Annotated in this window: 21 protein-coding genes and 2 pseudogenes; 14 read left to right on the top strand and 9 right to left on the bottom strand. The window is 61.1% G+C overall.

Going from position 1 to position 21,231, the window contains the following annotated elements:
• Positions 1–206, top strand: a pseudogene (locus VG320_RS05730) (aromatic alcohol reductase); the annotation flags it as partial.
• Between the two features lie 6 nt (positions 207–212).
• Here the strand turns inward: VG320_RS05730 and VG320_RS05725 are convergent.
• Positions 213–1,169: a hypothetical protein gene (locus VG320_RS05725; RefSeq protein WP_327199172.1), complete on the bottom strand. Its 957-nt coding sequence runs from the start codon at positions 1,167–1,169 to the stop codon at positions 213–215.
• A gap of 272 nt (positions 1,170–1,441) precedes the next feature.
• Here VG320_RS05725 and VG320_RS05720 point away from each other — a divergent pair, with 272 nt between their 5' ends.
• The gene (locus tag VG320_RS05720) at positions 1,442–2,413 is read left to right on the top strand and encodes a PDR/VanB family oxidoreductase (RefSeq protein WP_327199171.1); all 972 of its coding nucleotides are present in this window, start codon (positions 1,442–1,444) and stop codon (positions 2,411–2,413) included.
• Here VG320_RS05720 and VG320_RS05715 read toward each other — a convergent pair.
• Positions 2,358–3,380, bottom strand: coding sequence for a LysR family transcriptional regulator (locus tag VG320_RS05715; protein WP_327199170.1), 1,023 nt, complete (start codon positions 3,378–3,380; stop codon positions 2,358–2,360). The two genes, VG320_RS05720 and VG320_RS05715, sit on opposite strands and share 56 nt — an antisense overlap.
• A 143-nt stretch (positions 3,381–3,523) precedes the next feature.
• Here VG320_RS05715 and VG320_RS05710 point away from each other — a divergent pair, with 143 nt between their 5' ends.
• From VG320_RS05710 to VG320_RS05700, 3 genes are all read left to right on the top strand, one after another.
• The gene (locus VG320_RS05710) at positions 3,524–4,801 is read left to right on the top strand and encodes an aromatic ring-hydroxylating dioxygenase subunit alpha (RefSeq protein WP_327199169.1); all 1,278 of its coding nucleotides are present in this window, start codon (positions 3,524–3,526) and stop codon (positions 4,799–4,801) included.
• Positions 4,798–5,298, top strand: coding sequence for an aromatic-ring-hydroxylating dioxygenase subunit beta (locus VG320_RS05705; RefSeq protein WP_327199168.1), 501 nt, complete (start codon positions 4,798–4,800; stop codon positions 5,296–5,298). The genes VG320_RS05710 and VG320_RS05705 overlap by 4 nt, the downstream gene beginning before the upstream one ends.
• Positions 5,299–5,375: 77 nt before the next feature.
• Positions 5,376–5,762 carry a tautomerase family protein gene (locus tag VG320_RS05700; RefSeq protein ID WP_327199167.1) on the top strand — a complete coding sequence of 129 codons (387 nt, stop codon included), beginning with the start codon at positions 5,376–5,378 and terminating at the stop codon, positions 5,760–5,762.
• A gap of 14 nt (positions 5,763–5,776) precedes the next feature.
• Here VG320_RS05700 and VG320_RS05695 read toward each other — a convergent pair whose 3' ends face one another.
• Positions 5,777–7,249 (bottom strand): sensor histidine kinase, encoded by a 1,473-nt coding sequence (locus VG320_RS05695; protein ID WP_327199173.1) that lies wholly within the window; start codon positions 7,247–7,249, stop codon positions 5,777–5,779.
• Positions 7,250–7,451: 202 nt separating this feature from the next.
• Here VG320_RS05695 and VG320_RS05690 point away from each other — a divergent pair, with 202 nt between their 5' ends.
• From VG320_RS05690 to VG320_RS05670, 5 genes are read left to right on the top strand one after another with little or no spacing between them, the layout of a single operon-like run.
• Positions 7,452–8,651 (top strand): acyl-CoA dehydrogenase family protein, encoded by a 1,200-nt coding sequence (locus VG320_RS05690; protein WP_327199166.1) that lies wholly within the window; start codon positions 7,452–7,454, stop codon positions 8,649–8,651.
• A 51-nt stretch (positions 8,652–8,702) separates the two neighbouring features.
• On the top strand, positions 8,703–9,074 hold the full coding sequence (locus VG320_RS05685; protein WP_327199165.1) for a hypothetical protein: 372 nt from the start codon (positions 8,703–8,705) through the stop codon (positions 9,072–9,074).
• Positions 9,075–9,083: 9 nt separating this feature from the next.
• Entirely contained in the window at positions 9,084–9,623 is a 540-nt protein-coding gene (locus tag VG320_RS05680) for a nuclear transport factor 2 family protein (protein WP_327199164.1), read from the top strand.
• Positions 9,620–10,753: an amidase gene (locus VG320_RS05675; RefSeq protein ID WP_327199163.1), complete on the top strand. Its 1,134-nt coding sequence runs from the start codon at positions 9,620–9,622 to the stop codon at positions 10,751–10,753. Before VG320_RS05680 ends, VG320_RS05675 begins: the two co-directional genes overlap by 4 nt.
• A 45-nt stretch (positions 10,754–10,798) precedes the next feature.
• Entirely contained in the window at positions 10,799–11,542 is a 744-nt protein-coding gene (locus VG320_RS05670) for an SDR family NAD(P)-dependent oxidoreductase (RefSeq protein ID WP_327199162.1), read from the top strand.
• Positions 11,543–11,567: 25 nt separating this feature from the next.
• Here VG320_RS05670 and VG320_RS05665 read toward each other — a convergent pair whose 3' ends face one another.
• Positions 11,568–12,203: a response regulator transcription factor gene (locus VG320_RS05665; RefSeq protein WP_327199161.1), complete on the bottom strand. Its 636-nt coding sequence runs from the start codon at positions 12,201–12,203 to the stop codon at positions 11,568–11,570.
• A gap of 295 nt (positions 12,204–12,498) precedes the next feature.
• Here VG320_RS05665 and hpaC point away from each other — a divergent pair, with 295 nt between their 5' ends.
• Positions 12,499–13,032, top strand: a complete 534-nt coding sequence (gene hpaC / locus VG320_RS05660) for a 4-hydroxyphenylacetate 3-monooxygenase, reductase component (protein ID WP_327199160.1) — start codon at positions 12,499–12,501, stop codon at positions 13,030–13,032.
• Between the two features lie 59 nt (positions 13,033–13,091).
• Here the strand turns inward: hpaC and VG320_RS05655 are convergent, their stop codons facing one another.
• Together VG320_RS05655 and VG320_RS05650 are read right to left on the bottom strand one after the other, a co-directional pair.
• Entirely contained in the window at positions 13,092–14,099 is a 1,008-nt protein-coding gene (locus tag VG320_RS05655) for a 3-hydroxybutyryl-CoA dehydrogenase (RefSeq protein ID WP_327199159.1), read from the bottom strand.
• Entirely contained in the window at positions 14,096–15,208 is a 1,113-nt protein-coding gene (locus VG320_RS05650; protein ID WP_327199158.1) for an NAD/NADP-dependent octopine/nopaline dehydrogenase family protein, read from the bottom strand. Before VG320_RS05650 ends, VG320_RS05655 begins: the two co-directional genes overlap by 4 nt.
• A 249-nt stretch (positions 15,209–15,457) precedes the next feature.
• On the opposite strand from VG320_RS05650, the gene VG320_RS05645 reads away from it, so the two are divergent.
• Positions 15,458–16,438, top strand: a complete 981-nt coding sequence (locus tag VG320_RS05645) for an AraC family transcriptional regulator (protein WP_327199157.1) — start codon at positions 15,458–15,460, stop codon at positions 16,436–16,438.
• Positions 16,435–17,493 (top strand): LysR family transcriptional regulator, encoded by a 1,059-nt coding sequence (locus tag VG320_RS05640; RefSeq protein WP_327199156.1) that lies wholly within the window; start codon positions 16,435–16,437, stop codon positions 17,491–17,493. The genes VG320_RS05645 and VG320_RS05640 overlap by 4 nt, the downstream gene beginning before the upstream one ends.
• On the opposite strand, the gene VG320_RS05635 is transcribed toward VG320_RS05640, so the two are convergent.
• On the bottom strand, positions 17,490–18,608 hold the full coding sequence (locus tag VG320_RS05635) for a porin (protein WP_327199155.1): 1,119 nt from the start codon (positions 18,606–18,608) through the stop codon (positions 17,490–17,492). The two genes, VG320_RS05640 and VG320_RS05635, sit on opposite strands and share 4 nt — an antisense overlap.
• A 350-nt stretch (positions 18,609–18,958) precedes the next feature.
• Between VG320_RS05635 and VG320_RS05630 the strand changes: the two genes are divergently transcribed.
• On the top strand, positions 18,959–20,359 hold the full coding sequence (locus tag VG320_RS05630) for an MFS transporter (protein ID WP_327199154.1): 1,401 nt from the start codon (positions 18,959–18,961) through the stop codon (positions 20,357–20,359).
• 185 nt (positions 20,360–20,544) lie between these two features.
• On the opposite strand, the gene VG320_RS05625 is transcribed toward VG320_RS05630, so the two are convergent.
• Both VG320_RS05625 and VG320_RS05620 read right to left on the bottom strand, forming a co-directional pair.
• Positions 20,545–20,868, bottom strand: a complete 324-nt coding sequence (locus tag VG320_RS05625; RefSeq protein WP_327199153.1) for a hypothetical protein — start codon at positions 20,866–20,868, stop codon at positions 20,545–20,547.
• 59 nt (positions 20,869–20,927) lie between these two features.
• Positions 20,928–21,231 (bottom strand): annotated as a pseudogene (locus VG320_RS05620) (catechol 1,2-dioxygenase); the annotation flags it as partial.

Genomic DNA, 21,231 nt, shown 5'->3' with positions numbered 1-21,231 from the left:
TCAAGCTGCATCGCACGCAATGGAGCGTCCCGTTGCTAAAACAGGAGCTGGCGGAAGCACCGAACGATTCCCTACGCAAATACCGCGTCGTCTTTGCCGAAGGACGTGGCGTGGCCTGGGACAAACAGCACACCTTCAATGCGCAGCGCGGCCTCGTCGTTCAGGGACTGGAGGACTGGATGGATCAGAACCTTCGTACCGTCTAGCACGGCTCAACGCCGCATACTCCCGGCCATTCCTCCTCCAGCGGCGAATCCGCCGCTGGAGCCTTGCGTCGAACCCACCGCATCAGTCGCGTCAGGCCGGCCATCGTCAAACATTAAGTTACCCGAACTATCGCGATTGCGATGTACCGTCACGCCCGCAATGCCTGCACGACTGGCGCTGCCCAATGCGCCCAATGCGCCAAAGCCACCGCCATCGCGCGCGGGATGTTTGGGCGCAGCCTCCACACTCAACGCGGGATGCGAGCCATATACGTAGCCTTGCTCCACACCCACGGCCAGGCTCACGCCCGAGGCGCCGCAACCCGTGCTGATTACCGCGGCCTCCTGCGTGAACGATCCCATCGTCCCCACGCCCGTCGACATCTCGCCGTTTACCGAAACCGGCGCGCATTGCATGGCCGCAAAAGCGATGCCGTTCTCCGGCACCATCACATCGACGAAGTCATTGCCGCCGAGATACAGGCTGGCCAACTTACCCGGCGCAAGCATGCCGCCTTGACTCTTGCCGGTAGTGACGAATTGGATATCGACGGCAAAACCCGTGAGCCGGTTCGCATGCGGCGGCAATTTGACGATATAGGCTGCGTTGCGTGGCCCATCGTCGATGCCCGCGAAATTTCCGCCGCGCGTAATGATGCGAAAGCCAATACCCGGCAGATTCGTCGCGTAGACGTTGCCCAGCCCCGAGTCCGCATCGGCCAGCGCCAGCACGCGCAATTCGCGCGTGTTGTCCGGGCCACTGCAGGTAAAGGGAATATCGCTGACGATCGCCGCATGGGTCGAGCCCACCGGCGTGCCCACAGGTGCGTTGGCCGGCACGCTGATTTGCACGGGCGCAAGCGGCAGGACCACCGCACCGGGTTGTGCAGTCGGGCGGCAATCGGCATAGGCCAGCGACGAGCCGCCTGCGAGCAGCGCCAACGCAACAGCGAGCCCACGCATGCCGCAGCACGCATACGATTGAAGAGAGCGAAGCATCGATAAAAATGGCAGAAGAGTCCAGGTGATTCTAGGACACGACCATTTCAATACCCCAACCATCGCTTTACCGATTCTTACCTGCACGCGCTCCGCATGGACATCCAGATATCCATGAAATGAATTTACAAACCTAATTTTCATCAATTTGCCGGATCAACCGGGAATCGTTAAGCTGCGCCCACACACTGCCCTTCATGGCATCACAGTCAACGTCCTCCCCAGCCGGTGTCATCATGCAAGCCAACACGTTCAAGGTCCGCGTCGACAGCATTCGCGACGAAGCTCACGGTATTCGTTCATTCCGCATTGCCCGCGTCGATGGAAAACCCTTCGAGAGTTACGAGCCGGGCGCGCATATCGACGTTACGGCGCCGTCCGGCATCACTCGCCAATATTCGTTGTGCGGCGACCCGGCATTCAGCGAATTCCAGCTTTTCGCCGTGAAACGCGAGCCCGAATCGCGCGGCGGCTCCCGTTCATTACATGACGACGTGGGCATAGGCTGCGAACTGCTGGTCGGTCAACCACGCAATCTCTTTCGTCTGCATACCGAAGCGCATGCGCATGTTCTGATTGGCGCGGGCATCGGCATCACGCCGCTGCTGTCGATGGCGTACCGTCTGGCCGCGCGTGCACAGCCCTTCGTGCTGCATTATTTTGCGCGCAGCGAAGCGCACGCGGCCTTTCTCCCCGTGCTCTTGCAGGAGCCGTTTGCGGATCATGTGCGGGTTCATTTCGGCGTCGGCAGCGGCGATCTGGCCGCCGCGCTGCGCGAATGTCTGGATGACGTGCAAAACGGGACTCACGTCTACACCTGCGGCCCGGCTCCGTTCATGGATGAAGTGGTGGCCGTCGGCGAGGCCACGCCGGCCGTCGCGCAAGTGCATCTGGAACGTTTTGGCGCCGATCCCGCTACGGTGAACGCGGATGCAGCGCAAGGTGAATTCGACGTCAAGGTGGCGAGCAGCGGCCAGCTCGTGCGCGTCGGCAAGGATCAGACGATCGTCGATGCGCTCGCCGCCATCGGCATCGAGATCGATACCTCGTGTGGCGAAGGCGTGTGCGGCACCTGCATGGTCGATGTGGTGGAAGGCAACCCCGACCATCGCGACCACTGCCTGAGCAAAGCCGAGCGCGCCAGCAATCAGGTCATTTGCTGCTGCGTTTCGCGCTCGCGCTCGCCCGTGCTGATCCTGGACGTTTGACGGCAGGCTTCCTGCCAGCAGCGGCGCTGGACTCTACGCTCCCACCAGCCGGTCCGGCAAAGCGCCGCATGATGCTCATCAACAGGTCGCGCATCCACGCAATTCCCTCGTCCTCGTGGAAGTGCTCGTGCCAGTGCATCGTCACCGCGGCCGTTGGGATCTGCACCGGCAGTTCGAAAATTTCAAACCCGCCGCCTCGCGCCAGCAATTCGGCCAGGCGGCGCGGCAAAGTCGCAATGAGATCCGTCACGGCCAGCACGCCGGGCAGCGCAACGAAGTGCGGCACCTCCAGCCCGATGTTCCGCGCCACGCCCTTCGAACGCAACGCATCGTCGATGGCGTGATGGCTATGCTCGACCGAGCGGATCAATACATGCGAGCCTTCCACGAACTCCGCAAGCGTGATCTTGTGGCGCTTCGCGATCTCCGGCCGGCGGCGGCGCACGCACACATACCCCTCCTCGAACAGCACTTGATGGCGGGTGCGCGAAGTCAATTCCGGCAGATTGCCGATCGCGAAGTCGAGCTTGCGCGATCGCAGCGCCTCTTCGATCTGGCCGACTGGCTGCGGCTCAATGCAGATCTTGACGCGCGGCGCGAGCCGCTTGACCTCCTCGCAGATTGAAGGCAAATAGGCCATCTCCCCGGCGTCCGATAAGGACAACCTGAACGCCCGCGTGCTCACCATCGGATCGAAACGCTCAGCATACCTAAGCGCCTCTCGCACTGAATCAAGTGCACGCGCAACAATTACGGCCAGCTCCTGCGAGATCGGCGTGGGCTGCATGCCGTGCCGCGTTCTGACAAACAATGGATCGTCGAATAATGCGCGCAGACGCGCAAGTGAATAACTCATCGCGGGCTGCGAAAGCGCGAGACGCTCGCCCGCCTTAGTCAGGCTCTGCTCTTCAACGATTGCGAGAAAGACCCGCAGCAGATTCAGGTCGACGCCATCGAGCGTTTGCATGTGATATCCATACCGTTTATGTGTCGGGTAATTTTAGATCAATTTGACGCATGACACGAGCGGAACGACACTTCCACTACGCGCTCCCCATCATCACGCGAATCGCGCACATAACCCCGCATTCACTTCGATACCCTCACATCATGAGCGAAACCTGGCAAAGCATCGACACGAGTTCGCTGCGCGGCCTCGCAGAGACCGACCGCATCGCGCCGTCTCTCTACTACGATCCGGCGCTGTTCGAAGCCGAACTCGACCGCATCTTCTACAAGACGTGGATCTGGGTCGCACACGAAAGCGAGCTGCCCAACCCCGGCGATTTCCGCACCACCACCATTGGCCGTCAGCCGGTGATCGTCGTGCGTGACAAGACGGGCGCGATCAACGTCCTGCAGAATCGCTGCCGCCATCGCGGCGCGACGGTGTGCGAAGAACACAAGGGCAACGCGAAGGGCTTTACGTGCCCCTATCACAGCTGGTCGTACGCACTCGACGGCACGCTGCGCGCGCTGCCCTATGGCGACGGCTACGAAGGCGTTTGCGAAAAAGGCGATCTGCCGCTGGAAAAGCTGCGTGTCGGCGTCTATCAAGGCCTGATTTTCGCGAGCTTCAATGCAGAAATCGAACCGCTTGAAGATTTCCTTGGCGGCGCGAAGCCGTGGATCGATCTGTTCATGAAGCAAGGCGCGGGTTATCCGGTCAAGGCCAACGGCGAGCATAAATTCCGCTTCAAGGGCAACTGGAAAATCCAGCTCGAAAACACCACTGACCTCTATCACTTCCCGGTCGTGCACAAGTCGTGGCTCAAGTCGATCGACGAGGAAACCACGGCGGTCATCACAAGCTTTATGACAAGCGATCAGGCTTTTTGCCGCGCGCTTGGCAACGGCCACAGCCTCGCGGTACTCGTGCCCGAACTCGTCGATCTGGATCAGGACGACGGTGCCCCGCTGCCCGAACGCTTCGACGCGCTCGCGGCGCAACTTGCCGAAAAGCATTCGCCCGAAGAGGTGCGTCGCATCGTGCGCTCGCTCATGGGTGTGGGCTTCAATCTCAACCTGTTCCCGAATCTCGCGCTCTCCATGGCGTTCTTCCGCGTGCTGCGGCCGATTTCCGCCGATGAAACAGAAATTCGTCACGTTGCGCTCGGCATGGATGGCGGCCCTGAAGAAGCGAACCGCGTGCGCCTGCGTATTCACGAACACTTTCAGGGTCCGTTTGGCTTCGGCAGCCCCGACGATGCGGAAGCCTGGGAGCGCGTGCAACGCGGCTCCCACGCGGGCGCGAACACGCCGATTCTCGTCAATCGCGGCCTGAATCGCGAAACTACCGCGCCCAACGGCGAAAAAACTGCGCACGCAACCGACGAAACCGGCATGCGCGAAGCTTATGCGCAGTGGCGCAAGATGATGGAGGCATGATGGACGACCGCAACAAGCTGATGTCACAGGATACGTTTTCGCGCGCGGTGCGCTTCATCTGGCGCGAGGCCGAAATGCTCGATCGCCGCGAATATCGCGAATGGCTGCAACTGTGGGACGACGAAGGCTTTTACGTCGTGCCCATCGACCCGGCCACGACCGATTTCGCCGCCACGCTGAATTACGCCTATGACGATCAGGAGATGCGCGAAAAGCGCGTGGAGCGCATGACTTCGGGCTACTCCGCTTCCGCATCGGATGCGGCGCGCACGGTGCGTACGGTGTCCCGCTTCACGCTGGCAAGCGACGAGGCGAATGTGATCGAAGTGCAATCGGCGCAGATCATCGTGGCCTATAAGCGTTCCGTGCCGACGATTTTCGCGGCGGACCTCACACATCGAATCCGCTTCGAGGGTGACGAGCCGCGCCTCGTACAGAAAGTCATCCGATTGATCGATTCGACCGACGCGTTGAACGCAATCGGCTTCCTGCTTTAAAGCAGTTTCAAAAAAGCGCTTTAAAACCCCATGGGTTCCAATCTTGCATTGGAACCCATTCACCTCCGGTTCATTCTATGCCTACGCTTGAAGTGTATTTGCCCGCGGGTCACGCCGAGGCACGCAAGGCCACGCTGATCGACCGGCTCACGCAGGCCACGGTCAGCGCCATCGGCGCGCCGCCGGAATCGGTTCGCATCCTGTTGAGCGAGCTTGCGGCCAGCAATTACGGTATCGGCGGCCGCGCAGCGTCCGAAGGCACACCGCCTTCGTTGCCCGTCATCATCGCGATCCTGATAGCGGGCCGCACCGACGAACAAAAACGCGCGCTTATTCAAGCGCTATCCGAAACGAGCGCTGCGGTTCTGGATACGCCTATAGACGGCACGCGCGTGATGATCAAGGACATCCCCAACACCGATTTTGGCCTTGGCGGGAAAACAGCGAAATCACTGGGACGCTAAATACTGCCGATACATCAATTCACAGCGGCCATACCGGCAAGCGGTAACCAGAACCGGCATTCGAGTCCACCTGTTTCGACCGGGAGCGCACGGATCACACCACCGTGCCGCGTGATAATGCTTTTGCAAAGCGACAGGCCAATGCCGTTTCCCGTTTCCTTCGACGATGAAAAACCGTCGAAGAGACGCTCGTGTCCTTCCGAAATGCCAGGACCATTGTCACGAACAAAGACCTGCGCCTGGCCTTCATTCATGCAAGCGCCAATGGTCAATGTTTTTTGCGCCCGATCTGCCGAAGCGAGCGCATCGATCGCGTTGAACGCCAGATTCAGCACGACCTGGCCGATCAATACGCGCTCGCATTCGATCGAAAGCGGCTCGTCGCCCAGTTCGACATGAACATCCACATTGGCCTCGCGCGCGCGCAATTGCACGAACCAGGCGGCTTCAGAAAGAATCGTGCGCAAATCCGCGACGGCGATATTCGGGTCGCGCCGCGCGACATATTCGCGAACGCTTTTGATGATCGTTGCGGCATGTTCAGCCTGGCGATCCGCCGCGCGCAAACCCCAAGTCACCGATTCGATCGGGGCCGACTGCGAAAGACGCTGGATCGCACCTTCCACGAAGTTGCGGATCGCCGCCACCGGCTGGCTCAGTTCGTGGGCGATTGCCATAGCCATTTCACCCATAGCGTTGTAACGGCCCGCATATTCGAGCAGGCGTGCTTCTGCTCGACGCGCCTCTTCGGTTCGCACTACGTCCGTGACGTCGCGAAAGTGAATCAGCACGCCACGCAATTCTTCTTCGAGTTCGATACGCCTGCACGTCAGGCGCAGCCAATGCTCGCCATCGGCGCTTCGATAACGGCCGGGACTGGACGGTCCATCGGTCGGCGCCTGAGCGAGTTGCTGCAAAAGGCGGGGCACCTCTTCACCGGCGACGTGATCGGTAATCGCACCGGGCGCGTCACCCGCATCAAGGTCCAGCAGACGCCTGCCCGACTCGCTGATGTACTGGATCTCAGCCATGTCGTTGAGCAGCGCAACGCCTTCGCCAAGGTCCTGCATGAATTCGCGCAAGCGCGTTTCGTGCGCGCGCAGCTTGCGTTTGATGCCTTCTTCCGCGCTGATATCGCGAAACTGGACCATTACGACATCGCGCTGCGCCAGATGAACCGTCGTAGCGATCGCCTCGGAGAGCATGTCGCTGCCGGTCCTCGACCGGTAACACCACTCATAGACCTGCGGACCTTCCGTGGCCGACCGGTTCATTGCCGCGATGGCCAGCGCGCGATCGTATTTCGGCTCGGGCCGCGTCATATCGCCGGCTTTCAGCGGAATCAATTCGTCCACGCTAAAGCCCAGCGCTTCACAAGCTGCGTGGTTGGCCCAGACGATGGCCTTGCTTTGCGCGTCGTGCAGCAGCACGCAAAGAGTCAATGCATCGAGCAAACGATGGAAATCGGCTTCAACCAGGGACGTCATGGGAATGGTTCTCTTAAGGGCACATCGCTCATTCGAAACGATATCACCGGCCCTTTGCGGTTGGAACCTGAAGATTTCTTTAGATGGCCACAGGATTTCACCCATGTTTGCGGTCTGCGCCCCAATTGCTGGCCAATTTTGGCCTTTCTAGACTGAGCTACACATTCAAACCATCGCTGCCCCACTCTTCAGGAGATGCTTCATGCGTGCTACCGCGACCGCCATTGCTCCGCAGGCCAGCCACCTTCCCGCTGCATTGCAGGCCGACGCCAACGACGATCTGACGTTGGACGAACTTGTCGAGGTCATTGTTGCGCGCCGCGAGGAGTTCGAACGGCTTTCCCACGTGCCGCGCGATGTGATCGACATGTTCAAGCGCGTGGGGATTTACCGTGCCGCCACGCCGAAGCGCTTCGGCGGCGACGCCCGGCCGCCCGCCGAATTTCTGCGCATGATCGAACGCATCGCAACCGCCGACGGCTCCGCCGCCTGGGTTGCGAGTTTCGGCTCGGCGAATATCTATCTCGCCGCGCTGCCCCTTGAAACGCAGGCAAAAATCTACGCGAGTGGTCCCGATCAGGCGTTTGGTGCGGGTCTCTTTCCGGTCCAGAAAGTGCAGCCCGCCGCTGGCGGCGGCTGGCTCGTCGAGGGCACATGGAAATTCGCAAGCGGCTGCAAGGGCGCGGACTGGCTGGGCGTGGGGATCGATACCGGCTCGAAAGACGGCGGCGCACCCGGCAAGCCCCGCACCGCGGTGTTTCGCGCCTGCGACATCGAAATCGTCGAGAACTGGAGCGTCGTGGGCATGCAGGGCACCGGCAGCCACGATCTGCGCCTCAAAGGCAACGTGGTCTCCGACGAATGGACCTTTGTGCGCGGCGGCCCTGCCACCGTCGACGAGCCGCTCTATCGCTATCCGACAGTCGCCTACGCGGCGCAAGTGCTCGCTGTCGTGAACCTGGGCCTCGCGCGCGCGGCGCTCGACGTCGCCAACCAGATGTCGGGCGGCCGCCGCACGACGACCGGCGCGCCGCAACTCGCGGATCGCGCCTATTACCGCATCGAACTCGCCAAGGCTGAAGCGCAGTTGCGCTCCGCGCGCGCGTTCTTCTATGAAGCCACGGAAAGCGTGTGGGAGTCGATTGCCGCCGGCAATAACGCGACGCCCGATCAGGTGAGCCTGCTGCGTCTTGCCGCCACTCAGGTCGCACGCGAAGGCGCCGACGTGGTCATGCGCGCCTATCGCCTGGGCGGAACGATGGCGATCTATCGCACGCATCCCCTCCAGCGCATTCTGCGCGATGCGATTGTCGTCACACAACACGCGTTTCTCGCAGAAGGCAACTACGACGGCGCGGGAGCGGTTTTTGTCGGCGTGCCGCCGATTCCAGGCTATCTGTAACGCGCTTGACGCAAGCTTCCAACTTACTTCGAACTACAAAGGATATATTCAATGAATACCGCCACCAAACTTCCGCTGCGCGTACTCTTTTGCTGCGGTGTCACGCAGAACTTCTTCGATCTGCCGCGTGAGCAGATCGGCACGGTTTGGCAGGCCTACGGCAGAATGCTGTCCGCCATTGAGGCGATGGACGGCGTGCGCATACTCGGCATCATGGACGATGACCGCCTGACTGTCGGCCAGTCGGACGGCGCGCCGTGGACCTTCTACATCATGGCCGATGTGGTGGACTTCGACACCGTCACCGCCGTGTGCAATCTTTATCGCACCACCACGGTTGGTGAATACAACCTCTGGCGTTACGGCAAGATCGAGGCGCGTGTTGGCCGCGAACTGGTCGTGCCGCCGGCCGCCACCGCGTGAGTCAGCGCGATGAGCGATTCAGACGCACGCATCGCAGCACTTGAAGCACGCCTGGCCGATCTCGAAACGGAACGCGCCGTGCGCCACACATTTACGCGCTATATGGCGCTGTGTGACGTGCCCGCGACCGTGCTCGAAGGCGAATCGCTGGCAGCGCTTTTTACCGAGGACGCGATCTGGGAAGGCGTCGGCACGCATTACGCGCAGACGTTCGGGCGCTCGACCGGCCGCGCACAGATCGTCGCCATGCTCTCGCGCTATTTACCGCCCACGCCGCATTTCACAACCAACGTTCATTTCGTTACCTCTGAAACTATTGAAGTGAACGGTCACCACGCGACGGGGCGCTGGATCATGATGCAGGCATCCGGCTATGTCGATGGTAGCGCCGAGTTGATCGGCGCGCGACTCGTGGTCGACTTCGTGCCTTCAAAAAGCGGCAGGAACTGGCTAATCGCGCATTTCCGCACGGAGCGCCTGTTCGATGCACCGTGGTCGGTCAATCCACGCGCGGCCCTTCTTCCGCCAGAACAGGAACTCCCAGCATGAGCGCTTTGCTTGAGCAAATTTCGTTGGGCGGCCATGACGCCACCAGTCCCACCATCGTCATCAAGGACTCGATCGATATAGAAGGCCATCGAACCACCGGCGCGAGCCGCGCACTAGCGGATGTCGCGCCCGCGCAGCGACACGCCGAAGTGGTTCAACGCCTACTCGACCAAGGCTGGCATATCGTCGGTAAAGCCAATATGCACGAGCTGGCTTTCGGCATGACGGGGTTCAACGAATACACCGGCACGCCGGTCAACCCGCAGGACGCGACCCGCATCCCGGGCGGTTCCTCGAGCGGTTCTGCCGCTGCAGTGGGCGCGCGCATGGCCGACGCCGCGCTTGGGACCGACACGGGCGGATCGATACGCGGCCCTGCTGCATGCTGCGGCGTGATCGGGCTTAAGCCGACTTTCGCGCGTGTCTCGCGAATCGGCGTCGCGCCCGCGCAGAGCACGCTGGATTGCGTCGGGCCGTTCGCGCATGAGATGCGCAAGATTGTGCTGGCCATGTCCGCCATCAGCCCGTCGTTCGACCGCAATATCGCCGGGAGCGGCGCACGTTCTGCTCGCGTGGGCATCGTGCGGGCCGAGGCCAGGCAAGACATTTCGGAAGCCGTCGAACTGGCCGTGCGCAAAGCGGAATTCGCTCCGGCTTTCATCGATCTGCCAGGTTTAGCCGACGCATTCTCTGCAGGTCTTTCGATCATCAACCGCGAAACATCGGCGGCGTTCGGGCATCTGGTGGAATCAGGCCGGCTTCAAGCCGATCTCGAAGCGAGACTGCGCGCAGCGGCAAACACCAGCGATCAGGACGTGAAAAACGCGGAGCGCGTGAGAACGCGCTTTACCCATGCGGTCGATCACGTGCTGGAAGCCGTTGACGTTCTGGTCATGCCAACGCTGCCGGATTTTCCAATCACGCTCGAACAGGCTCGCAACGGGACATCGGTGATCGCCATGTCGTCGCTGATCCGGCCGTTCAACCTGAGTGGCCATCCGGCCTTGAGTCTGCCGGTTCCCGTTCGTGGCGCGACGTTGAAAGCGGGCTTGCAGATCATCGGCCGCCATGGGGCAGATGAACTCGTCTGCGCCGTGGCCGCGCGCGTCGAAGCGGCATTGTCCGCGTAGTCGTTGCACTCGCAACGACACTGAATATTTTTGGAGTGTATCCGTATGACAACGAGAGTCGCCGTTGTGACTGGCGCCGCCCGTGGGCTGGGCGCCACCATCGCCGCAAAATTCCATGCGGCAGGCTATTGCGTAGCGCTAGCCGATCTGGCGCTCGACGCAGCGCGCGAGGTGGCCGCGTCGCTTAGCCCCGATGGGAGCAGCGCTTTCGCCGTGCCACTCGACGTCACGTCGAAATCGGACTTCGATAGCGCACTGAAAAGCGTCGCCGCGCGTTGGGGCCAGGTGGACGCGCTCATCAACAACGCCGGCGCATCCAAGGTCGTCCCGGTGATGGAAATCACGGGCGAACAATTCGATCAGGTCATCAACGTCAACCTGAAAAGCGTGTTGTTTGGCTGCCAGGTTTTTGGCCAGTATTTTGCCGATCGCGGTGAGGGGCGTATCGTCAATATCGCCTCTCTGGCCGGCCAGAATGGCGGCTCCGCAACGGGCGCCCATTATGCGGCCGCCAAAGGCGGCACGCTGACGCTCACCAAAGTGTTCGCGCGCGACCTCGCGGCCAAAGGCGTGACCGTGAACGCCATCTCGCCCGGTCCGCTGGACCTGCCCATCGTTCACGAAAGCGTGCCTGCGGACAAGCTCGACAAGGTAATCGCCGGCATTCCGGTTGGCCGGCTGGGCAACGCAGAATATGTCGCCGACGTGGCGATTCTGCTGGCCTCCGGACAGGCCTATTTTGCAAACGGCGCGTGCTGGGACGTGAACGGCGGCCTCTATATGCGTTAAATACGTGCGCTAAAAAACCCTGCGTTTAGCCCTTCTGGTCGCCGTCGTCGGGATTCCAAACGGCGACCACATCGCGCACGAGCATCGCAATCGACTCCGCCCCGAGCTTGTCCTTGATGCTCGCGCGATGCACATCGACCGTTTTCACGCTGATCGACAGATCGGCGGCAATGCGCTTGCTGCCCTTTCCATCGATCACGCCGTGCAGCACTTCTTTCTCGCGCGCCGTCAACGACTCGATTCTCTGCCGCAATTCGCCGCGCTTCATCTCGGCGGCGTGGCGCTGGCCCGCAATCTTGAGCGCGCGCTGGACCCGATCTAGCATCTGCTGCGAGTTATAAGGCTTTTCCACGAAATCGATCGCGCCATTCTGCATCGCGCGTACCGACATGGGGATATCGCCGTGCCCGCTCACGAAAATAATCGGCAAGGTCGCACCACGCCGGTTCAGTTCCGCTTGAACATCAAAACCGCTGCGCTCGGGCATACGGACGTCGAGTATCAAACAGGCCGGTGTTTTCGCATCGAATGCAGCGAGAAATTCCGCCGCGCTGCCGAAACCTTGCGATTGAATCCCTACTGAATCCAGCAGCCACGCAAGCGAGGTACGCATGCCGCTATCATCGTCTACGATATAAACGACCTGAGCAGGGACCGTCATCTGCTCTCTCCACAAAAAGTTAATGCGGCTTCGACCCGCGTGACTGACACATCCAGCGCCTTCGTGGCGGGCGCAGAAAATACCGCCCGCTACCGCATGATCCTATCCGATCAAAATCGCCGGATAAACCAGGTATTGCGCTTAGGTGGCCATTAGCTGTGAGCAACGCGCCATGCTGAAGAAATCTTTAGATCGATGCGGGCAAGCGCTTACCGCGCAGGCATTCGTGCCGATACTCTTCAAAATTCGCGTACTCTAATCTAGACATATCGATCACACCTATTCCGGGACCCACATGCCACACGCCTCCAGCAACGCTCCCACGCCACCCGACGATGCGCGCGCCAACTTCCGGCAAGCCATGGCGCACCTCCCGGCGGCCGTCAATGTGATTACGACGGACGGCCCTTCCGGTCGCTGTGGCATCACGGCCAGCGCGGTCTGCTCCGTCACCGACACGCCGCCCACCGTGCTCGTTTGCCTCAATCGATCGAGCGCGATGCATTCGACGTTTGAAGGCAACCGGCGCGTCTGCATCAACGTGCTGCCCGGCGAACACGAAGACCTGGCAAAGCATTTTGCGGGCATCACGAAGCTGCCAATGGATGAGCGCTTCGCCTTGCCGGGCTGGTCAAATAGCGATTCCGATGTGCCGGTGTTGCGCGACGCGCTGGCGAGCATCGAGGGCAACATCGTGGAGATGAAGGAGGTCGGGTCGCATTCGGTGATGTTTGTGGAAGCTACCCGCATCCGCGTGCGTAGCGATGGAGACGGGCTGGTTTACTTCAGCCGCAATTTCCACCGGATTGCGCGTCCCGCTGCGGCTTGATCGCTTACGTGCAAAAAAAGCGCCCATTTGGGCGCTTTCCTGTCTCGCGGTTCGGCGTATCAAACGTGTTTGCGTAATGCACCGTCGAATTCCGGCGCTAGCCCAAGGTGATCGAGCAGCGCGCCAAACGACTGCACCCGCCGATGCACGTAATCGGGCACATCAACATCGGCGTAATCGTAAAAGCCCTTGCGCGTGCGTAGGCCGTCAAGGCCCTGCTCCATATTGTCGATGACGGCGCGCGCCGGTTCGAAGCGCGGTGCGATTTCACGTGCGAGATAATTCGAAGCGTAAAAGAGAATATCGCAGCCGCCCCAATCGATGAATTCGAGCAGGCCGAGCACCGCAAAACGCAGCCCGAAACCCGTGCGTATCGCCGTGTCGATGTCCTGTGCGCTTGCAACGCCCTCCTCGACCATGCGCGCGGCTTCGTTCATCGCGAGCGCCTGAATACGCGGAACGATATAGCCCGCGGACGGCGCGCAAACAATTGGCCGCTTGCCGATGCGTGTTAGCAGATCCGTCGTGAGCGCAACGGCATCAGCATCGGTCGCGTCGCTGCGGCTGACTTCAACTAGTGGGATCAGATGCGCGGGATTGAGCCAATGCGCGTTAATGATGCGTCCCGGCCGCGCGCTGAATGCCTGCAACTGCGTGACCAGAAACGTCGAAGTCGTCGAAGCAATCACAGCGTGCTCACCAAGCGCACTTTCCATCCACCGCAATGCTTCGGCTTTCACGTCGAGCACTTCCGGCACGGCTTCGAATACCAGCGTCGCCTCGCGCAATGCGTTTGCGCCATTTTTCCGGCTGACGAATTCGATGCGTTCAAGTACACGCGCGGCCTGATCGGCAGTCAAACGCCCAAGCGCAGTGAGCGACTGCAATTGATCCCCAATCGATGCGCGCGCCTTCTGCACGAACACATCATGCTCTGCGCCGGATCGCGCCTTGAAGTCCACCAGCGTCGCGCGCAATCCCGCGAATGCAACGGCTAGCGCGATGCCCTGACCCATGCGGCCCGCGCCCACCATATGCACGCGCTCGATGCCTTGCGCCGCGCTCACGAGCGGACCCCGCTATCGAGCAGCGCGCGCAACTGCGTTCGCGCAAGCGATGCAAGACCCAAGGCTTCGAGCGTGCGTCCCTGCGCGTACAAATCGCGACCCGTTACCGCGCTTGCCAGCGACAGCAAGCCCTGCGCAACCGGCGTCGGCACGCCCGCGTAACGCCCGCACGAAACGATAAACGAGAGCCCGAGCCGCGTGTCCTCCAGCATATAACGATGGGTCTGCAAGTCGATCTTCTCGCGCCAGTCACCGCTATCGGTAAGCTTGCCGTGCGCGCCGCGTCCATACATCCATTCGTCGCCCTCGCTTGCATAGTGATCGGCGAGTGGAAAATGCGGCGCGCCGTAGCCCAGCGCCTCGCGTACCGCCATGCGCTCCGCGTCCAGCGCATTCGTCACGCGGCGAATCGAAGGCTGCGTGCCTTCGTTGTGAATGTCCCAGCTTTCAAAATGTTCGAGCGGCCCGGCATTCATCAGAATAAGCGGGGGATGAATCACGGGGCCGGCGTTCATCAACGCACCGGACAGGGCATCTTCAATACGCTCGATGGCCGGATAGGCGCTTTCGAGAATGTCGAAGGCCCAGTTTCCTGCATTGGCAGGAAATACCCCTGTAGGCAGGCGCGTTGCGTAGGCGCTGATCACCACGCGATTCGCGCCATGCGTACGCACCAGATACGGAAGCGTGCCGGTCTCCGCGATCGCCACGCGGCTGTGATTGCCCGCAGCGACAAGCGCATCCGCAAACACCATACTGCCGAACGTACCGGGCGGCAGGTAGAGCACCTGTCCGTCCTTCAACAACGGCGCGAGTTGGGCGGCAAGCGGCTCGTGCGTGATGGCGGGCAGCGGAATCACGATCAGTTGCGCACCGTCCACAGCCTGCGCGAGATCGTCGACCAGGCGAATCGCGCCCGGCGTGCGCGCGAGCGCAAGCGGCACACGGCGCGTGCCGCGCCAGTCCTGCACCTCCAGTTCGCCGATTGCGCCCAGCTTTTGCGCGGCTTCGCGATCGCGCCGCCACCAGCTTACTTCATGCCCTTTTTCAAGCATGTCGATAGCCGCAGCGTGACATCCGTGCCCACCACCCAGAACGCAGACCTTCATTGCCATTTCTCCTGTTTCGCGCACTCAGCGCCTCTTTGCATGAACCGTGCGCGCAAACCGGGCAACCACGCCCCTGGCATTCGCGCGCTGATGGGAATGAAATTACGCGCCACGCGCGGCAATGTCGCTTCAATTCGCGCAACCCCAGTAAGAATCCGGCAAGCCCTGGTTGCGGATGCTTTTTTTCTCACCGATCATTGAACCTGCAAGCATGACGAATCAAGCACGACGAATCGAAGAGACCGGCTTATGACTCCCGCGATATCCCGCACGAATTCCAATCTGCTCCACGCCACGCCTGCGCGCGCCGACGTCGAACGCACGGTCGCGCGTCTGCTCGGCCCACACAGCATGCAGGCGCAGGGACGCGAACCGCTCAACGCCGAGCTATACGATGTTGCCCTTGCCCACGGCGGCCTCGCGGAACTCAGCTATGGGCGCGCCACGCGGATCGATTTCGCGGGGAATGCCGCTCAATTCCTGTTTCGCCTCACGCTGTCTGGCGCATGCGAACTAAGCTCGGGTAGGGAACATGCGGCGGTCACGCGAGGTTCGATCAGCGTCTCGTCGCCCGCGCGTGCGAGCCGCATCGAAACAAGCAGCGACTGCCGCAGCTTGTTGCTGCGTATCGAGCGCGACGCACTCGAACACAAGCTTGCGGAACTGCTGCAGGCAACGCCACGCACGCCTTTGCGCTTTGCCATGAGCGTCGATGCCGCCCATCGCGGCGCCGCTATCGTGCGAGAAACGCTGGGTCATCTGCATCGGATGCACGCCCATTGTGATGTTGCGAGCGCCGCAACCCTATTTGGCGGCGACCTCACACAATGGCTCATGACGATGTTGCTCACGCAACTTCCGCACACGTATAGCGACACGTTGTTGCGCAGCGACACGCGCACGCCGTTGCCCGTCCATGTGCGCCGGGCACGCGATCATATCGACGCACATCTCGACACACCGCTCACGCTTGCCGTGCTGGCACGCGTAGCCGGCGTTTCGCCACGCACCTTGCAGAACGGCTTTGCACAATTCGTGGGCCAGTCGCCCGCAGCCTATGTGCGCGAGCGGCGGCTCGAAGCCGTGCACGCGAAACTCACGCTGGAGCCACAGGCCAGCGTCGCGCAAACGATGCTCGCCTGCGGCGTGCAGAGCTTCGGGCATTTCACGAAGGCCTATGTGCGTCGCTACGGTCACGCGCCTTCTGTCACGCGCGGGCGCGGCGCATGAGCCACGCCATCAACGACTCACTGGGCGCATCGGGTACATTGCTGGCACATCCCGCCGCGCTACGCGTGCAGGATCTCGACCTCAATTTGTTAAAGACGTTCCGCGCGGTGTACCAGGAAAAGCACGTCGGGCGCGCAGCGTTGAGCCTGGGCGTGACACAGCCTTCGGTGAGTTACGCGCTCGGGCGGCTGCGCCTGATGTTTCGTGACGCATTATTCGTGCGCACCGGTCTGGGCGTGGAGCCGACACCGCGCGCGCGGCGTCTCGCGGCCTCGGTCGACAAGGCGCTCGCGATTCTTCAGGACGTGCTTGACGATGGCGCGAGCTTCACGCCCGAAACGACCCAACGCGTGTTTCGCCTGCATATGAACGATTTCGCGGCCAGCGCGTGTTTACCTACGTTACTGGGCGCACTGGACGCGCGCGCACCGGGCGCGGTGGTGGAAACGCTGCATCTGGACGAGCAACAGCTCAATATTGCGCTGGAGGCGGGCAAGATCGATTTCGCCATCGGCCATTTCAATCAGGCATCCGAACATTTCCAGCGCACGGAACTGCTGAGCGAACGCTGCGTGCTGATACTCTCAGAATCCGCCAATCGCCGGCTTGGCCTTGCCAACGACTTCGTGCTCGACGCGCGCGCGCCCGTCGGCCTGCGCCTTGTCGCCGTGATGTCACATCCCCAGTCGATGACGCTGCTGGAGCGCCATGAACTCATGCCGCGTGTACGCGCCTCGTTGCCCGACTTTCTCGTGCTGCCATCGCTATTGCGAGCCGCCGACTACGCGGCCATCGTGCCGCGCACTATCGCATTGAGTTTCGCGGCGCAGCATCCCTGCGCCATCCATGAGATCGCCGAAGCGCAGAGCTGGAGCGTGAATGCCTACTGGCACAGGCGCTTCGATGTCGATCCAGGCCATCGCTGGCTGCGTGCGCTGCTGGTCGAACTGTTCGGCATCGGCGAGCGCGAGCCATTCGATACGTGGCTCGCGTCGCCCTGCCTCGATTCCGGCGAAATCGGCGGCATCGACGATGTAAGCGATCTCGACGACTAGAACGATACGAGCATGCCCGCCACAAGCGAACTCGCCGTGGCGCCTGCCTTTGCCACCGCCACGCCGCCACCGCCCGCTCCGTTGATCGTAAATGTTGCGTGACTGCCGTTACGCACCATCGCCGCGCCCGTGTAAAGCACCGTACGCCTGGACAACGGATAGTCCAGGCGCAACGCGTACGAGTCGGCGTTGCCGTCGCTGTCGCCGGTCTTGCGATAATGACCGTAGCTGGCGAGCAGCTTCGCGCGGCCGAGCGGCACCGTGGCGTCGATTTCGTAGACGTCGTGATGCGGGTAGGCGCTCAGCGAATCGACGGCAGTTTGCACATCCGGACCGCCGCGGTGACGCAAATACAGCCCTGCCAGTTTGGCCCAGCCAAAATCGTACGACGCACCGGCGACGAAATAATTGCCCTGCGCCGTAGGGCTTTCCGTATTCAACGAGGCCGCCGTGGCAGTGCTGAACTTCTGCTCCATCCACGCGACGTCGAGCGAAAGCGGACCACGCGCGTAATTGAGTCCCGCGCCATAACTGTCGCCGAGCGTTGCTGGCTGGCCGCTTGCGCCATTGGCGCCGCGCGCCGCGATAGCGCGCAGCATGAAGCCGTTCCATTGCGCGGAAGTAAACCGCGCCGCATTATGTACGCGCAGATAGGCCGGCCCCACAAAGTTATTGGTGGCATTCCCCCATTCGAGACCCGCGCCATAGCCCGGCAGCGCGTAGGTGACCAGCACCGTGTGCAAAATCGTATAAACCTCGCCAATCTGCACACCGCCGTAGGGACTCGTGAGGCCCACCCACGCTTCGCGGCCAAACATCGCACCGTTGTTCGAGAATGCGCCATTTGCCGAATTAAAGCCATTTTCGAGCTTGAAGATCGCGGCATAGCCACCGCCCAGATCCTCGATCCCCTTAAAGCCCCATTCGGTCGCGAACAGATTGCCTGTCCCCATGCGCACAACGTGGTTGGGGCCGAAGTTCGTATATTCGAGCGAGGTATCGATGCGTCCATACAAGGTGACGCTCGATTGCGCGAAAGCGAGGGCGGGGAAAAACAGCGCAGCGCTGCATGCCGCAAGAGAAATGCGTTGGAAAGTGCGAGTGTGAGGTTTCATCTGTGTCTTTATTGAATGACCCGAAATCAGCGCCACCGGTCAGGCAGGCATTTATCTGCATTGCGTAGCGAGTCTAAGAAGACCAATTTCCGGGGTCGATTAAACGCTCTCTATAACGCTTATAGACAGCATGCGCAGATTGGCGCGAATCCCTTTCCCACAAGCACTTGCACGCATTGCATGGGCGCCCGTATGGGTGTTTTCTTTACCCCGCGGGGGGAAACTCACTATCGCCCGGGTAGCACTCCCCATTTGTAATGGGATTTTGGCTGGATACATTGCTTGCGTTTGCCTATACCGTCGCGTGGCTCGCCGCAGTTCACGCCTCAATGTCCCCTTGGAGAATTCGTATGAACACACCAGCGGCCGCCGCTCGTTCAAGCCGATCGAGCGCCTATGCGTGGTATGTCGTGATCGTCTGCATGCTCGCGTATGTGTTTTCTTTTATCGATCGCCAGGTGCTCGTGCTCATGATCGAGCCGATCAAACGCGATCTGATGCTCAGCGATACACAATTCAGCCTGCTCAGCGGCTTCGCGTTTTCGTTGTTTTACGCATTCATGGGGCTGCCGATTGCGTTTCTCGCCGACCGCTATGCCCGGCCACGGCTGATTTCGGTAGGCATCGCGATCTGGAGCGTCGCGACTGCGGCATGCGGAGTCAGCCAGAACTTCGTGCAGATGTTTGTTTCGCGCATGGCTGTGGGCGTAGGCGAGGCGGCGCTTTCGCCGGCTGCCTATTCGATGCTCGCGGATTATTTTTCGAAGGAAAAACTGGGGCGTGCGATTGCCGTGTATTCGCTGGGTTCGTTTATCGGCGGCGGCGTGGCATTTCTGGTCGGCGGTTATGTGATCGCGCTGCTCAAGCACGCGTCCGCATTCACCGTGCCGCTATTCGGCCAGATTCATCCGTGGCAAATGACGTTTTTCATTGTCGGCCTGCCAGGCCTCGTCGTCGCGCTGCTGGTGCTGCTCACTGTGCGCGATCCGCAGCGCAAAGGGCTCGCTCAGGATGGCAGCGGCGGCGCTGCGCGAATGACGACGGCGGATGCACTGCGCTTTGTGTTCCGTCATCGGGCCACGTTCGGCTGCCACTACTTCGGCTTTTCTTTCTATGCAATGACCTTGTTCTCGCTGATGAGCTGGACGCCCGCGTTCTATATTCGCCATTTTGGGCTCACGCCAGTGCAGGCGGGTTATACGCTTGGCGCGGTGCTGCTGGTTGCGAATACCGCCGGGGTGTTTTGTGGCGGCTGGTTTAACGACTGGTTGCTGCGGCGTGGTTATCAGGACGCGCCGATGCGCGCGAGTTGCATCGGTGCGGCGTGCATGCTCGTCCCAGCCGCCCTGTTTACGCAGATCCATGACCTTCATGGCTCGCTTGCCGTGCTGGTCGTGGCGATGTTCTTCGCGTCATTTCCGATGCCCACCTCTACCGCCGCGATGCAGACGCTTGCACCTAATCAGCTCCGTGCGCAGATTTCCGCGTTGTTCCTGCTCGTCCAGAACCTGCTCGCATTGGGACTTGGCACGACGATTGTTGCGCTGTTCACCGATAAGGTGTTTGCTTCACCGCTTGCCGTCGGACATTCAGTGTCGATTGTGAATGGTTGCGCCGCGTCGCTTGCAGTCGTGCTGCTAGGCGTAGGTTGCCAGCATTACCGTAACTCGCTTGCGCGCGAGCAAGCTGGAGCCGATCACGCCCAGGAACATGCCGTCGATACCACGAAGCTCGGCGCGATAACGCAGTGAGCTGATCTAAGCCCCCAAAAAGCGCCGTTTTCAAGCGGCGCTTTTTTATTGCATGGCTTAAATGGCTGGCTTACGTATCTGGTCTTTCAGTTCGAACAGATCGATTTTGGGCTGGATCGGCGCGTCGTGCAGGCGGTCCGCGAGGTGATCGGCTTGTGTGAGCACGAAGAGGCGAATATCCGCCTTTAGCCAGACAGCTTCGAATGCCTGACAGTCGTCTTCGCTGCCCAAATCGGCATCGGGGCCCGGTGCATCGAGCCAGCGCACGCCCTGCTGATTGCGATGGACAAGCGCGATGGTTTCGCGCGTATCGGAAACGGGGAACCGGCAAAAGCCTGCTGACCGAGCAATTCGTTCAGCAGGCTTTTGCAGTGATTGTATTTGCCGACCACCGTGACGACAGGCACGCCGCCATCGGCAATCAGTTGCGGGCGCGTCAGATCATCGGCGCGATCGGGCAATATGACGTGGATCTCGCGCGCGGCTTGCCCGCGCAGGCCGCCGGACATCGTTGTCTCGTCCTGTGCGAGCGGCGGCGTGTCATACCCATGCCGCCGCGGTCTAAACGTCAGACCGTAGCCGCGGCGCGCAGACGGTTGACGATCTGATTGTCCTTGCCTTGAACAAGCGGCGTAAGCGCAATATCGAATTCGATCGATTTGTAGGCATCGCCCTTGAGGCCAAGCGCCGCGCCACCGGTCTTATCGACGACGTGCGGGATCAGTTCTTCACGCGTGGCGTAGGCGAAGTCATCCCAGATCAGCGGATCACCTTCGATATTGAACTGCGTCGTGAGCTTGCGATGATCGCCGCTCGTCACGAAGAAGTGCACGTGCGCCGGGCGATTGCCGTGACGCCCCAGACCGTTGAGC

The organism is Paraburkholderia sp. (genome assembly GCF_035948235.1).
Classification (GTDB): Bacteria; Pseudomonadota; Gammaproteobacteria; order Burkholderiales; family Burkholderiaceae; genus Paraburkholderia.
Note: the sequence above shows the minus strand (reverse complement) of the source record. Positions and strands in the feature narration are given on the sequence as shown.